The 13880-nt window shown below is 71.5% G+C and carries 13 protein-coding genes; 7 read left to right on the forward strand and 6 right to left on the reverse strand.

Annotation, left to right across the window (positions count from 1 at the left end):
• Positions 1 to 5 precede the first annotated feature (5 nt).
• The 3 genes from OG730_RS27475 to OG730_RS27485 all read right to left on the reverse strand — a co-directional run bounded on the left by OG730_RS27475 (position 6) and on the right by OG730_RS27485 (position 3772).
• A complete protein-coding gene (locus tag OG730_RS27475) occupies positions 6 to 662 on the reverse strand; it encodes a superoxide dismutase (protein WP_327306745.1) in 657 nt (218 codons plus the stop codon).
• 158 nt (positions 663 to 820) lie between these two features.
• Positions 821 to 2230 carry an amino acid permease gene (locus tag OG730_RS27480; protein ID WP_327306746.1) on the reverse strand — a complete coding sequence of 470 codons (1410 nt, stop codon included), beginning with the start codon at positions 2228 to 2230 and terminating at the stop codon, positions 821 to 823.
• A 144-nt stretch (positions 2231 to 2374) separates the two neighbouring features.
• Entirely contained in the window at positions 2375 to 3772 is a 1398-nt protein-coding gene (locus OG730_RS27485) for an amino acid permease (protein ID WP_327306747.1), read from the reverse strand.
• A 284-nt stretch (positions 3773 to 4056) separates the two neighbouring features.
• Here OG730_RS27485 and OG730_RS27490 point away from each other — a divergent pair, with 284 nt between their 5' ends.
• On the forward strand, positions 4057 to 4638 hold the full coding sequence (locus tag OG730_RS27490; RefSeq protein ID WP_327306748.1) for a biotin transporter BioY: 582 nt from the start codon (positions 4057 to 4059) through the stop codon (positions 4636 to 4638).
• 79 nt (positions 4639 to 4717) lie between these two features.
• Here the strand turns inward: OG730_RS27490 and OG730_RS27495 are convergent, their stop codons facing one another.
• Positions 4718 to 6157: an amino acid permease gene (locus OG730_RS27495; protein WP_327306749.1), complete on the reverse strand. Its 1440-nt coding sequence runs from the start codon at positions 6155 to 6157 to the stop codon at positions 4718 to 4720.
• A 220-nt stretch (positions 6158 to 6377) separates the two neighbouring features.
• Here OG730_RS27495 and OG730_RS27500 point away from each other — a divergent pair, with 220 nt between their 5' ends.
• Positions 6378 to 6863, forward strand: a complete 486-nt coding sequence (locus OG730_RS27500; RefSeq protein WP_243334875.1) for a ribose-5-phosphate isomerase — start codon at positions 6378 to 6380, stop codon at positions 6861 to 6863.
• A gap of 98 nt (positions 6864 to 6961) precedes the next feature.
• Positions 6962 to 7771, forward strand: coding sequence for an Fpg/Nei family DNA glycosylase (locus OG730_RS27505; RefSeq protein WP_327306750.1), 810 nt, complete (start codon positions 6962 to 6964; stop codon positions 7769 to 7771).
• Between the two features lie 7 nt (positions 7772 to 7778).
• On the opposite strand, the gene OG730_RS27510 is transcribed toward OG730_RS27505, so the two are convergent.
• Positions 7779 to 9014, reverse strand: a complete 1236-nt coding sequence (locus OG730_RS27510) for a GNAT family N-acetyltransferase (protein ID WP_327306751.1) — start codon at positions 9012 to 9014, stop codon at positions 7779 to 7781.
• 116 nt (positions 9015 to 9130) lie between these two features.
• Between OG730_RS27510 and OG730_RS27515 the strand changes: the two genes are divergently transcribed.
• The 4 genes from OG730_RS27515 (at position 9131) to OG730_RS27530 (ending at position 13488) form a co-directional block, all read left to right on the forward strand.
• Positions 9131 to 10276, forward strand: a complete 1146-nt coding sequence (locus tag OG730_RS27515; protein WP_327306752.1) for a SpoIIE family protein phosphatase — start codon at positions 9131 to 9133, stop codon at positions 10274 to 10276.
• 1037 nt (positions 10277 to 11313) lie between these two features.
• Positions 11314 to 12711, forward strand: coding sequence for a pyridoxal phosphate-dependent decarboxylase family protein (locus OG730_RS27520; protein ID WP_327306753.1), 1398 nt, complete (start codon positions 11314 to 11316; stop codon positions 12709 to 12711).
• Entirely contained in the window at positions 12708 to 13163 is a 456-nt protein-coding gene (locus OG730_RS27525; RefSeq protein WP_327306754.1) for an HD domain-containing protein, read from the forward strand. The genes OG730_RS27520 and OG730_RS27525 overlap by 4 nt, the downstream gene beginning before the upstream one ends.
• Positions 13164 to 13293: 130 nt before the next feature.
• Positions 13294 to 13488 (forward strand): hypothetical protein, encoded by a 195-nt coding sequence (locus OG730_RS27530; RefSeq protein WP_327306755.1) that lies wholly within the window; start codon positions 13294 to 13296, stop codon positions 13486 to 13488.
• A 97-nt stretch (positions 13489 to 13585) separates the two neighbouring features.
• Here the strand turns inward: OG730_RS27530 and OG730_RS27535 are convergent, their stop codons facing one another.
• Positions 13586 to 13831, reverse strand: coding sequence for a hypothetical protein (locus tag OG730_RS27535; RefSeq protein ID WP_327306756.1), 246 nt, complete (start codon positions 13829 to 13831; stop codon positions 13586 to 13588).
• Between the last annotated feature and the right edge of the window lie 49 nt (positions 13832 to 13880).

Consider the following 13880-nt stretch of genomic DNA (forward strand, 5'->3'; position numbering starts at 1 on the left):
GCCGATCAGCCCTTGGCGGGGATCAGCAGCGGGGTGTTCGCCTTGGCATCGGTGTAACGCCTGGCCACGTCCTGCCAGTTGACGACGTTCCACATGGCTTCGATGAAGTCCACCTTCTGGTTCTTGTACTGAAGGTAGAAGGCGTGCTCCCAGGCGTCGAACACGAGGACCGGGGTGCTGGCCACGCCGACGTTGCCCTGGTGGTCGTAGATCTGCTCGACGACCAGGCGGCCGCTGACGGGCTCGTACGCGAGCACGCCCCAGCCGGAGCCCTGGGTCGCGGAGGACGCGAAGGTCAGCTGCTTCTTGAACTTCGCGAAGGAGCCGAAGGACTCGGTGATCGCGTCGGCCAGGTCGCCCAGGCCCTCGGCCGCGGTGGGCTCGCCGCCGCCCTCGCCGGTCTTCGGGCTGGCCATGTTGTGCCAGTAGATGCTGTGCAGGATGTGCCCGGAGAGGTGGAACGCGAGGTTCTTCTCCAGACCGTTCAGCGCGCCCCAGTTCTCCTTGTCGCGCGCCTCCGCCAGCTGCTCCAGCGTGTTGTTGGCGCCCGTGACGTAGGCCGCGTGGTGCTTGTCGTGGTGCAGCTCGATGATCTGCGGGTTGATCACCGGCTCGAGAGCCGCGTAGTCGTAAGGAAGCTCGGGAAGCGTGTAGATGGCCATGCGTGTATCGGTCCCCTCGGCGTGCCAACCACTTATTGCAATCAATGCGCAATTGCACGCTAGCAGCAGCTGCTCAAGGATGGGTGCAAGGGGTCCGGATATGACGAAGGCGCGCCCCGTGCCGGTGCACGGGACGCGCCTGTGGTTCCCCGGGGCGGTCAGGCCCTGGCGGCCGCCCTGCGCTGGATGAGGTAGCCGGTGGCGGCGAGGGCCACCGTCAGGCCGCCGGTGAAGACCAGCTGGATCCGGGTGTCGTCGCCCATGGCCATCAGGACCAGGACCCCGACGAGCCCGGCCAGCGCGACCCAGGTCAGATAGGGGAAGCCCCACATCTTCACGACCAGCTTCTCGGGGGCCTCGCGCTCCGTCCGGCGCCGCAGCGCGAACTGCGAGACGGCGATGAAGCCCCAGACGACGAGGATGACGCCGCCGACCATGTTCAGCAGCCAGGCGAAGAGGGTGTCCGGGTACCAGTACGACAGCAGCACGGTGACGAAGCCGAAGCCGGAGGAGGCGAGCACCGCCCGGCGCGGCACCCGGCCGGAGAGCTTGCCCAGCGCCTTCGGGCCCTGGCCGCGGGAGACCAGGGAGTAGGCCATGCGGGAGGAGCCGTAGATGTTCGCGTTCATCGCGGACAGCAGGGCGATCAGGATGACCACGTTCATGACCTGGCCGGCGTGCGGGATGCCCAGGTGGTCCAGGGTGGCCGCGTACGGGCCGTCGGTGGTGACCGCGGGGTCGTTCCACGGCAGCAGCGTGACGATGACCAGCATCGAGCCGACGTAGACGATGGCGATCCGCCACATGGTGGTCTTCACGGCCTTGGCCACGCCCCGGACCGGGTTGTCGGACTCGGCGGCCGCGATGGTCACCGTCTCCAGCCCGCCGTACGCGACCACGGAGGCGAGCAGGCCGACCAGCAGCCCGTCCACGCCGTTGGGCAGGAAGCCGCCGTCGTGCAGCAGGTTGGCGGTGCCGGGGGAGTCGGCGGCGGGCAGCACGCCCAGGACGGCCAGCACGCCCAGGCCCAGGAAGAGGCCGATCGCGCCGATCTTCAGGGCGGCGAACCAGAACTCGAACTCGCCGAAGTTGGAGACGGCGGCCAGGTTGGAGCCGCAGAACATCGCCATGAAGACCAGCACCCACATCCACGAGGGGGTGCCCGGGAACCAGCCCGTCATGATGTGCGCCGCGCCGATGGCCTCGATGGCCACGCCCACGCAGAGCAGGGTCCAGAACATCCAGCCGGCGGTGAAACCGGCCCACGGGCCGATGGCCCGCTCCGCGTGCACCGAGAAGGAGCCGGAGGAGGGGTTCGCGGCGGACATCTCGCCGAGCATGCGCATCACGAACATCACGAGCAGCCCGGAAGCGGCGTACGCGAGCACGATCGAGGGGCCGGCGGCCGCGATGCCGGCGCCGGAGCCCACGAAGAGGCCCGCGCCGATGACCCCGCCGAGGGCGATCATCGAAAGGTGGCGCTGCTTGAGTCCGTTGCCGAGGGGCGATCCGGCTTCGGGCTGCGCCGGGCTGTGCTGCTCAGGAGGGGTGATGGTGCTCTGGCTCATGGGGGCCAGTCTGCCTACCGTCCGATAATCGGACGCTTTATGTCCAGCATACGGATACCGGTTTCACCCGACGTGATCGTCCGCCAGCGCAGCAGAACGGGCCCGGGACCGAAGTCCCGGGCCCGTTCCGTGAGCGCGGCGGAGTCAGGACCGCTTGGCCCGGATCTCCCGGACCCACGCCACGAGCAGCACCGCGGCCGCGGCCCCCGTGGACCACAGCAGCTGCGGCCGCGCCGAATCGTCGAACAGCATCAGGACCAGCACCGTGGCCATCCCGATCAGCGCCGCCCACGTCGCGTACGGGAACAGCCACATCGGCAGCGTGAGGCGCTCCGGCATGTCCCGCTCGATCTTCCTGCGCAGCTTCAGCTGCGAGACCGCGATCAGGGCCCACACGAAGATCAGCACCGCGCCGACCGCGTTGAGCATGTAGAGGAAGATCGTGTCCGGCCACAGCAGGTTCAGCACGACCGAGAAGAAGCCGAAGGCCACCGAGGCGACGACCGCCCGGCGCGGCACCCCGCTGCCCGACACCTTCAGCAGGGTCTTCGGCGCCTCGCCCCGCTCTGCCAGCGAGAACACCATGCGCGAGGACCCGTAGAGGTTCGCGTTGAGCGCCGACAGCAGGGCCACGAAGATCACGACGTCCATGATCTGGCCCGCGTGCGCGATGCCGATCGAGTCGAGGACGGCCACGTACGGGCTCTGGCCCGGCTCCAGCGAATCCCACGGCAGCAGGGTCACGATGACCAGCATCGAGCCGACGTAGAAGAAGAGGATGCGCCACACGGCGCTGCGCACCGCGCGGGAGACGGACCGGGCCGGGTCGTCCGACTCGGCGGCCGCGATGGTGACGACCTCCAGGCCGCCGAAGGCGAAGACGACGGCCAGCATGCCGGCGACCACGCCGCTCGCGCCGTTCGGGAAGAAGCCGCCCTGGCCGGTCAGGTTGGCCATCCCGATCGGGTCGGTGTCGGGGAGCAGGCCGAAGACGGCCAGCGTGCCCAGGATCAGGAACAGCACGATCGCGCCGACCTTGAGGGCCGCGAACCAGAACTCGAACTCGCCGAAGTTCCGCACGGCGGCCAGGTTGCTCACGGTGAAGACCACCATGAAGAGGAGCACCCAGACCCACTGGTCCACCGAGGGCAGCCAGCCGTTCGCGATCTTCGCCGCGGCGGTCGCCTCCACGGCCAGCACCACGACCAGCAGGAACCAGTACAGCCAGCCGGCCGAGAAGCCGGCCCAGCGGCCGAGCGCCTTCTCCGCGTAGACCGAGAAGGAACCGGAGGCGGGCATCGCCGCCGACATCTCGCCGAGCGCCCGCATCACCAGCATCGCGAGGATGCCCGCGAGCAGGTACGAGCAGATGATCGCGGGACCGGCGATGGTGATGCCGGCGCCGGAGCCGACGAACAGCCCGGCGCCGATCACGCCGCCGAGGCCCAGCATGGTCAGGTGGCGCTGTTTGAGACTGTGACTCAGGGGCTCCGGGGGGAGTTCGTCCGTGGTGCCGGGAGGGGCGGACGGGAGGTCGCGCATGAGGGGTGCTCGTACTCTCTAGGGCCTGGCGGCGGTGGGGGCTCCGCGACAGTTGGAGGGACCCTACAGTCTCTCCGGAGAGCGCCCATCCGCGCAAAACGGACGTGTCAGCCGTCATCGCCCGTGACGCGGATCACTCCAACTCGGGCGTTGAGCGGGGTCTTTGTGTACTCCCCACCAAACCGGGGAGTACGGCTTTGTCCCGGGCCACCCTGATGGGAGCCGGGACCCGGGACTAACGTCGGTGATCGTCCCTGCCGCCCCCACCCCCCGCGGAGTCCCCGATGAGCACTGCTTCCGTCTCCTTCCGGCCCGGCGCCGTCCTCGCCGACCTGCTGCCCGCGAGCCGCGTCCGCGACATCGCGCTCGTGGCCGGCGGAGCCGCGCTCACCGGCCTGGCCGCGCAGATCGCCGTCCACGTCGACGGTCTGGCCGCCCCGATCACCGGGCAGACCTTCGCCGCGCTGCTCGTGGGCACCGCGCTGGGCGCCGGCCGCGGCTTCCTGTCCCTGGCCCTCTACACCCTGGTCGGCATGGCGGGCGTGCCGTGGTTCGCGGGCGGCTCCTCCGGCGCGGGCGGCGCGACCTTCGGGTACGTCCTCGGCATGCTCCTGGCCTCCACCGTCGTCGGCGCCCTCGCGCGGCGCGGCGCCGACCGCTCGGTGCTGCGCACCGCGGCCACGATGGTGCTGGGCTCCGCGCTCGTCTACGCCGTCGGCGTGCCCTACCTCGCGCTGTCCACCGGGATGTCCTTCGGCTCGGCCGTCGCGGGCGGGCTGACGCCCTTCCTGATCGGCGACGCGCTCAAGGCGGCGCTGGCGATGGGCCTGCTGCCGGCCGCCTGGAAGCTGCTCGGCCGCGCGTGAGCGCTCGTACGCCCCACGTTTCACACGGCAGCCCCGGACCGCACTGCGCGGTCCGGGGCTGCCGTCATGTCCGGAGCGGTTACGCGGAGGCCTTCAGCGCGGCCTTGCGGCGGAGCTGGCGCGCCACGCCGATCGCGATCACCACGGCCGCGACCAGCAGCGACAGCAGGACGGTCTCGCGGTTGTCCTTGTCGTAGACCATGTAGCCGAGGACGAAGGTGATCATCGCGGCGGTGGCCCAGGTCAGGTACGGGAAGAGCCACATCTTCACCGTGACCTTCTCCGGGGCCTCGCGCATGAGGATCCCGCGCATCCGCAGCTGGGTCAGGCAGATGACCAGCCACACGAACAGCGCGATCGCGCCCGAGGCGTTCAGCAGGAAGCTGAAGACCGTGTCCTTGAAGGCGTAGTTGAAGTAGACGGCGGCGAAGCCGAAGACGACCGAGCCGAGGATGGCGGCCATCGGCACGCCGCGCTTGTTCACCTTGGCGAAGGCCTTCGGGGCGTCACCGCGCTCGCCGAGCGAGAAGGCCATGCGGGAGGCGGTGTACAGGCCCGAGTTCAGGCAGGACAGCACGGCCGTCAGGACGATCACGTTCATGATCTGGCCGGCGTGCGCGATGCCGATCGAGTCCAGGGCGGCGACGTACGAGCCCTTCTCGGTGATCGACTTGTCGTTCCACGGCAGCAGGGTCAGCACGATGAAGATCGAGCCCAGGTAGAAGACGCCGATGCGCCAGATCACCGAGTTGGTGGCCTTGGTGACCGCGCGCCGCGGGTCCTCGGACTCGCCGGCGGCCAGCGTGACGATCTCGCTGCCCATGAAGGAGAAGACGACCATCAGCACACCGGTGAGGACCGAGCCCCAGCCGTTCGGCATGAAGCCGCCCGTGTCGGTGAGGTGGGCGAAGCCCGCACCCGGGTTGTCCGAGCCCGGCAGCACGCCGAAGACGGCCAGCATGCCGATGATCACGAAGCCGCCGATGGCGACCACCTTGATGCCCGCGAACCAGAACTCGAACTCGCCGTACGAGGCGACCGAGCCGAGGTTGGTGACCGTCAGCACGGCCATCACGATCAGCGCCCAGGCCCACTGCGGGACGGCCGGGACCCAGCCTTCGAGGATGACGGCGCCGGCGGTGGCCTCCACGGCCAGGACGACGACCCAGAAGAACCAGTACAGCCAGCCGATGGAGAAACCGGCCCAGCGGCCCAGCGCGCGGTCGGCGTAGGCGGAGAAGGAGCCGGAGTTCGGGCTGGCGGCGGCCATCTCGCCCAGCATCCGCATGACGAAGACGACCATCGCGCCGACCAGCGCGTAGGAGATCAGGATGGCGGGGCCGGCCTTGGCGATACCGCCGCCGGAGCCGACGAAGAGCCCGGCGCCGATGACGCCGCCGATGGCGATCATGGACAGGTGGCGGTTCTTGAGACCGGCCTTCAGGCCGTCGGAGGGCTGGCCTTCACCGGGATTGCCGGTGGGGGAGCCTTCCTTCTGAAGGGTCGTCGTGGAGCTCATGAACGGATCCTTAGGTTCTCGGGTGGCGAGCCCCGGCATTCAAACCTGAGATGAACGCAGGGCGGAAGACCCCAATCCGGATCGTTGCGCTGGGACGAACGTCCAGGACCTAGGTCCCGTGGTGTCCCATCTGCGTTCTTTGGGTTTACTTGAGCTTTAGAAGTGACTTACGCGACACCCCGCGGCGGGTCACCGGCCCGGCTCGTGCCACACTCGGACCATGCGCGTGTACCTCGGATCCGACCATGCCGGCTTTGAGCTCAAGAACCACCTGGTGGACTGGCTCAAGAACAACGGCCACGAGCCCGTCGACTGCGGGCCCCACATCTACGACGCGGTGGACGACTACCCGCCGTTCTGCCTCCGCGCGGCGGAGCAGACCGCCGCGGACGCGGGCTCCCTCGGCATCGTGATCGGCGGCTCCGGCAACGGCGAGCAGATCGCCGCGAACAAGGTCAAGGGCATCCGCGCCATCCTCGCGTGGAGCGTCCAGACCGCCGAGCTCGGCCGCGAGCACAACAACGCCAACGTCATCTCCGTCGGCGGCCGCATGCACACCCAGGACGAGGTCGTCAGCTTCATCGACGCGTTCCTGAAGACGCCGTACTCCGACGAGGAGCGCCACACCCGCCGGATCGACATGCTCTCCGCCTACGAGACCACCGGCGAGCTCCCCCCGATCCCGGCGCACCACCCGCAGGGCTGATCCCGCTTCCGGCCGCGGCGCCCTCTGGGGCGGCGCGGCCGGTTTTTCATTTCCCGGTTCCATCGTTTCCCGGCTTTTCGCTTCCGAGGAGTACCGCCGTGCCCGAGGGGCATACGATCCACCGCCTCGCCGAGGACCACCTCGACCGGTTCGCCGGATGGGAGGTCGCCGTCAGCAGCCCCCAGGGCCGGTTCGCCGAGAGCGCGGCCCTGCTCGACGGACGGATCCTGGACGGCGTCGACGCCCACGGGAAGCACCTCTTCCTGGGCTTCAAGGGCAGCGGCTGGATCCACATCCACCTCGGGCTCTTCGGCAAGTACGCGCTCGGCCCTACACCGGCCCCGCCGACCACCGACACGGTCCGGCTGCGCATCGCCAACGACGACTACTTCTCGGACCTGCGCGGCCCGACCACGTGTGCGTGGATCACGGACGAGGAGAAGGGGGCGATAAGCGCCCGGCTCGGTCCGGACCCCCTGAGGAATGGGGACGACCCGGACACCGCCTGGGCCCGGATCTCCCGCTCCCGCACCACCGTGGCCGCCCTGCTCATGGATCAGAAGGTCGTCTCGGGCGTCGGCAACGTCTACCGCGCCGAGGTCCTCTTCCGGCACGGCATCGACCCCTACCGCCTCGGCAAGGACCTCACCCGCGCCGAATGGGACGCGATCTGGGCCGACCTCGTCGTCCTCATGCGCGAGGGCGTGCGCAACAACCGCATCGACACCGTGCGCGACGAACACCTGCCCGAGGCCATGGGCCGCCCGCCGAGGGTGGACGACCACGGCGGCGAGGTGTACGTCTACCGGAGGGCGAACATGCCCTGCCACATCTGCGGGGGCGAGATCCGCACCGCCGGTCTCGCCGCCCGCAACCTCTTCTGGTGCCCGGGGTGCCAGTCCCGCTAGACCGTTCCTAGAACCCGTGCGGCAGCCAGGGGGCGACGTCTCCCGCGAAGGCACGGGAGGTACGGGCCAGCGCGCCCGGCCGCACCTCGCGCACCAGACCGGCGGCGGCCAGCGAGTTCAGGGTCACCCCGCCCAGATAGGCCGCGCCCAGCTCCCGTACCGACACCTCCAGGTCGGCCGGGGCCTCCGTCCGGGTGCACGTCGCGGCCCCGTCCGCGCCGGCGGTCAGCCGCCAGCGTCCCGCGTTCCACGGGCAGAAGGCGTCCTCGACCTCCAGCACCACGTCGAGCGGAGCCCCGTAGGCCCGCGCGGTCAGCGCCGCCGGCAGGTCCACGAGCCGGACGTGCAGGGAGTCGCGCAGCCGCGCCCGGCTCCGCCGCACATCGGTGACCAGGTGCAGTACGGCATCGTCCGCCGGCCGCTTGACGGCCCGTACGGTCCAGGTCAGGTCGATGGAGCACACGTACCGCCACAGCGCCGCGTACGCCGCCGGGTCGAGCGCGTCGAGGTCCGCCACGTCCACCCGGCCGTCCGAACCGGTCAGGTCCCACTCGGGCTTGACCCGGTAGCGGGCGTACCCGACCACCTCGCCGTCCGCCCGCTCCGCGACCACGCACCGCAGGGGGGAGGCGCCGTTCCTCGACGCCTCCGGGTCCAGCAGCGCCTGCAGCTCCCAGCCCGGCTGCCGGGCCGGCATCCCGGGACGGCCCGCGAGCAGGGCCGCGTAGACCCGCTCGCAGTCGGCCAGGGCCTTGCGCGGATCGGCCAGCCGCAGCCGTACGTCGTCGGTGCCCGGCGGCACGGTCAGCCGTACGCGGGTCTTGTCGATCTCCACGGACATCGAGTACGCGGCGGTGCCGTAGCCGAAGCGCCCGTAGATGACCGGTTCCGAGGCCGTCAGCACGGCGATCGGTTCACCACCCGCCCGGACGTCGTCCAGCTGGCGGCGCATCAGGGAGCTGAGCACACCCCGCCTGCGGTGCGTGGGGGAGACGCCCACCATCGTCACCCCGGCGGCGGGGACGAGCGCCCCGCCCGGGACGGAAAGCCGAAAGGAGAAGGCCCCGGCCGTGGCGACGCAGGTCTCGCCGTCCCAGACGCCGAGGGAACGCTCCGTCTCCGTCAGCGACCGGTAGAGCTCACGCTCCTCGGGGGTCTCGGGCACTCCGCCGAACGCCAGTTCCAGCTGGTCGTACCAGACGTCCCACTCGTCCGACTGCAATACGCGCGTCTCAAGAGCCATACGGCCATCCCTATCAGGGCAATCCGTCCCGGTCGATCTCTTTTCGGTTGCCGATGGGCCCATCTCAGGGGGTACCCCTGCGCGGGCACAGCCAGGATGGATAGGGTCCCGAAGCAATGGCCGGAGCACACGTGGAGTCCCTCCTGGCCCGGTCCCGCATGATGTGGCACCGGGCGCGCACGGCGCTGCGCAAATCCGCCGTCGACTACTTCCGCGGCGACGCCTCCGACTGGCTGGCCTTCGGCGGCCTGCTCCTGACCATCCCGGCCATCGCCTGCGGCACGCTGATGCTGCCCGTCTGGTTCTCGCCGGCCGCGCTCGTCCTGCCGATCGTGGCGGGCGGGCTCCTCCTCCGCCCCGCCAGCCTGCTCGCCCTCTACGCGGCCTCCGCGGCCGCGCTGATCGTCGAGGCCCTCGTCCTCGGCCCCTACACCCAAGGTCCGGCGCGGGTCACCCCCGGCACCGTCCTCGTCGTCGCGGCCTGCGGCTTCTTCGGCCTGGTCATCGCCCAGTTCCGCAGCCGCGTGGGCGTGCCCTGGCGGCGCGGCGGCACCATGCTCTTCGACCTGCGCGAACGCATCCGGGTCCAGAGCAAACTGCCCGCCCTGCCGCGCGGCTGGCACCGGGAGATGGCCCTGCGCCCGGCGGGCGGCCAGTCGTTCTCCGGCGACTTCGTCGTCGCCGCCCGCACCAACGGCGGCCGCACCCTGGAGATCGTCCTCACCGACGTCTCGGGCAAGGGCATGGAAGCGGGCTCCCGCGCCCTCCTCCTCTCGGGCGCCTTCGGCGGCCTCCTCGGAGCCCTGCCCCCGCACGGCTTCCTCCCGGCCGCCAACGGCTACCTCCTCCGCCAGGACTGGGACGAGGGCTTCGCCACCTCCATCCACCTCGTCCTGGACCTGGAGACCGGCGACTACGAACTCCTCTCCGCCGGCCACCTGCCCGCCCTCCAGCTCTCCGCGGGCACCGGCCGCTGGCAGGAGAAGACCGGCGAGGGCCCGCTCCTCGGCGTCTACGACGGCGCCGACTTCACCCCCGCCCGCGGCAACCTCCGCCCCGGCGACGTCCTGATGCTCTTCACCGACGGCCTGGTCGAAACGGCCGACCGCGACATCAGCGAGGGCATCGACCGCCTCACCGGCGAGGCCGACCGCTACGTCGGCGCGGGCTGGGAGGGCGCGACCTGGCACCTGATCGAAAAGGTGGCCAAGGACGTCAACGACGACAGAGCCCTCCTCTTGATCCGCCGCGACGTCTTCTAACGCGCCGCTCGCACGGCTCAGCGCTGGCGCGCTTCCCCGGCTTCGCGCCGCTGCGCCGGACTCCGTCCGACGGTGACCGGTCGGCGTCTTTGCCACCGCCGTCCCGGCGCGGGGCCGGTGGGCGGGTACCGCTGGGTCGGCCCTGCGGGGCTGGATCCCCTACCCACCCTTCACCCGTTCCCCGGAGCAGAGCCCCGGCCCCCCTGCCGCTTGCGGCGCCGATCCCCGGGGCTCTGCCCCGGACCTGTTCCGTGTGCGGGGCCGCTGCCCGGGGCTGTGCCCTACCCGCCCTTCGCCCGTTCCCCGGGCGCTGCCCGGACCCGTTCCGGGGGCCGGCCCCCGGACCCCCGCTCCTCAAACGCCGGAGGGGCTGGATAGACACAGCCTCGCCGGCGTTTGAGGCGCGGGGGTCCGGGGCGGAGCCCCAGGGGGTCCGGGCGCAGCCCGGTACCCAGCCCTTCAGCCCGCCCGGCGTTTGAGGACCGGGTCAGGGCAGCGCCCTGGGAACGGTGGAAGGGCGGGTAGGGGACTTCGCCCCGCAGGGCCCCGCCCGAAGCCGTGGCCGGCCCCTTCCCAGTGGTCGCGCCCGGCACCCTGCCCGCGCCTGAGCCGGTCCCCCCCCGATGCCCGGATAGGCAGGCCCCGTCCGCCCTTGGGCTGATGGGCTCCGCGACCCTCGGGCCGGTGGGCCCCGTCCACCCTCTGTCCGGTGGGACGCCAACGCTCGGGCCGGTGGGACCGCGCCCCGGCCGATAGCCGGGCTACCCCCACCACCAGTGCGCCAGCTCCCGTCCCGACGACCCGGCCCCGAGGGGCCCGTGCGCCGCGAGCCCCGCAGGCCCCCACCCGCCCCGACGCGGTGCCCCCGCTCCGCCCCACGAGGCGCCACCATGAGCCCGGCCGGCCCCGGCCGGCGGCAGCGCCCGCGCGGCAGCGCCCCACAGCCGGTCCGGCCCGGCCCGCGCCACACCGGCGACCGGCCACTCACCTCCGATTGGCCGGTCCGCCGCGGCCCGGCGGCCCCCTACCGTGCCCCCATGGACCGCACCCTCGCCGCCGACCTGGCCCGCCTCCCCGAGCTCCTCGACGCCACCCGCGACGCCGCCGCCGCGACCCTCGCAGCGCTGGACGCGCGTCCCGTCGTACCCGGACCGCCGGCTCAACCGGCAGGGCCGACCCCGCCGCTCCCCGAGCACGGCTCCGGCACCGAGGCCGCCCTCGCGGCCTTCGCGGAGCGCTGGGCCCCGCGGCTGTCGGCCTCCGCCGGCCCCCGCTACCTCGGCTTCGTCACCGGCGGCGCCACCCCCGCCGCCCTCGCGGGCGACTGGCTCACCGCGACCCACGACCAGAACTCCAACTCCGCCCTGGACGGCGCGGGCCAGGACCTCGAACGCGAGACCGTCACCTGGCTCCGCGACCTCTTCCACCTCTCCGCCGCCCACACCGGCACCTTCGTCAGCGGCGCGACCATGTCCAACACCACCGGCCTGGCCATCGCCCGCGAATGGCTCGGCGAACGCCTCGGCGTCTCCCCGGCCGAGGACGGCGCGGCCGCGCTCGGCCCGGTCCGCGTCCTCTCCGGCGCCCCGCACTCCTCCATCGCCAAGGCCCTCTCCGTCCTCGGCCTCGGCCGCGGCTCCCTCGTCCCCGTCCCCACCCTCCCCGGCCGCGAGGCCGTCGACCCGGCCGCCCTGGACCGCGCCCTCGCCGACCGGCCCGGCCGGCCCGCCGTGGTCGTCGCCAACGCCGGCACCGTCAACACCGTGGACTTCGACGACCTCCGCGCCATCGCGGCCCTCCGCGAACGCCACGACTTCTGGCTGCACACGGACGCCGCCTTCGGCGCGTTCGCCGCGCTCTCTCCGGCCCACGCCCACCTCACCGCCGGCCTCGACGCCTCCGACTCGATCTGCGTCGACCTGCACAAGTGGCTCAACGTCCCCTACGACAGCGCCGTCCAGTTCACCCGCCGCCGCGACCTCCAGGCCCGCGTCTTCCAGAACGCGGCCACCTACCTCGGCCCCCTCTCCGAGAACCCCGACCTGGTCCACCTCACCCCGGAGAACTCCCACCGGCTGCGCGCCCTCGCCGCCTGGTTCACCCTGCGCGCCTACGGCCGCGAGGGCCACCGCGAGATCGTGGAACGGGACATCGACTGCGCCCGCTCCCTGGCCGAATCCCTCACACAGGACCCGTACTTCACACTCCTGGCCCCGATCCGCCTGAACGTCGTCTGCTTCACCCTCACCGACACCCCGACCCCGGCCCGCCTGACGGCGCTGCGCGAAGCGGCGGGACCCGAGGTGTTCGTCACCCCCACGACGTACGCGGGAACCCCCGCCCTGCGCGCCGCGTTCTCCAACTGGCGCACCACACCGGCAGACGTACGCCGTATCGCGCAGGCCCTGCACAAGGCGGCGAAGGAGCTCGGATGACGCACAGCCCACTCACCCTCATCGAGGTCGAGGCCCTGGCCCGCGCCGCGCACGAGGGCCAGACCGACAAGGCCGGCCGCCCTTACGCGGAACACCTCGCCGCCGTCGCCGAGGGCGTACGCACCCGCGGCGGCACCGCCGAACAACAGGCGGCGGCCTGGCTCCACGATGCGATCGAGGACGAAGTCCTCACCCCGGCCTGGCTGGAATCGGCCGAACTTCCGCAATCCGTCAAGGACATGGTCCTGGCCGTGACCAAGCGCCCCGGCGAACCGGTCGAGGCGTACACGGCCCGCATCCTCGCCACCCCCGGCGCCCTCCTGATCAAGGAAGCCGACCTGGCCCACAACGCGGACCCGGCCCGCCTCGCGGTCCTCGACGCCCCCACCCGCGACAGACTGTCCGGGAAGTACACCTATGTCCGATCGCTCCTGGGCCTCCCCACCCCCTGACGCGAAAGCGCCACTGTCTCTTCGTCACGAGACGGATAGCCGGGGCGCGTTGGTGGGAGGATGGACCATGTGGGGGTGCGCACGGCCGTACCCCGGGCCGACCAGGGGACGACCGAAGGTGTGATCAGAAGTGGCCATTTCGCTGTCAGTGGTAGTCCTGTTGGCGGTCATCCTCGTGGTGCTCGTCCGCGGAGGCCACCTCAAGGCCGGCCCCGCGATCGTCGCGGTCCTCTTCGGCTTCTTCCTCGCGTCCAGCTCCATCGCCCCGGACGTCAACCGCTTCCTGAACTCCCTCGCGGACACCATCGCGGGCATCAAACTCTGACCAACGCTTCCGGGGCCAGGGCCGAGGAATCATCCTCCGACCTGGCCCTGAGCCGTCCGGGGCGACTGACGGAAGGCCCGAAACGAGGGCCGATCCGCTACAGATACCCCTCGGACGGCTGTGGCGGCGGCTGCCGTGCCGGCTGCGGTGCCGGCTGCGCCCGGCTTCTGTTGGCCCGCCACTTCACCGACTCGCGCCCGTAGCGAACCCCCCACATGAGGATTGCGGTGGCCAGGAAGCCGCGCATGACCGGATCTTCCTCTCTGATCATGAGGATCAGCACCGGTGTCAAGAACACCAGGATCCAACGCGGATGGTTCCGCCAGTCGTTCTTGCCTGCCATGTGACCTCCCGACGGGACCCTAAGGCGCGAGTGGCCCGGAGCCCCCAGG

It is taken from the genome of Streptomyces sp. NBC_01298 (genome assembly GCF_035978755.1).
Lineage (GTDB): Bacteria > Actinomycetota > Actinomycetes > Streptomycetales > Streptomycetaceae > Streptomyces.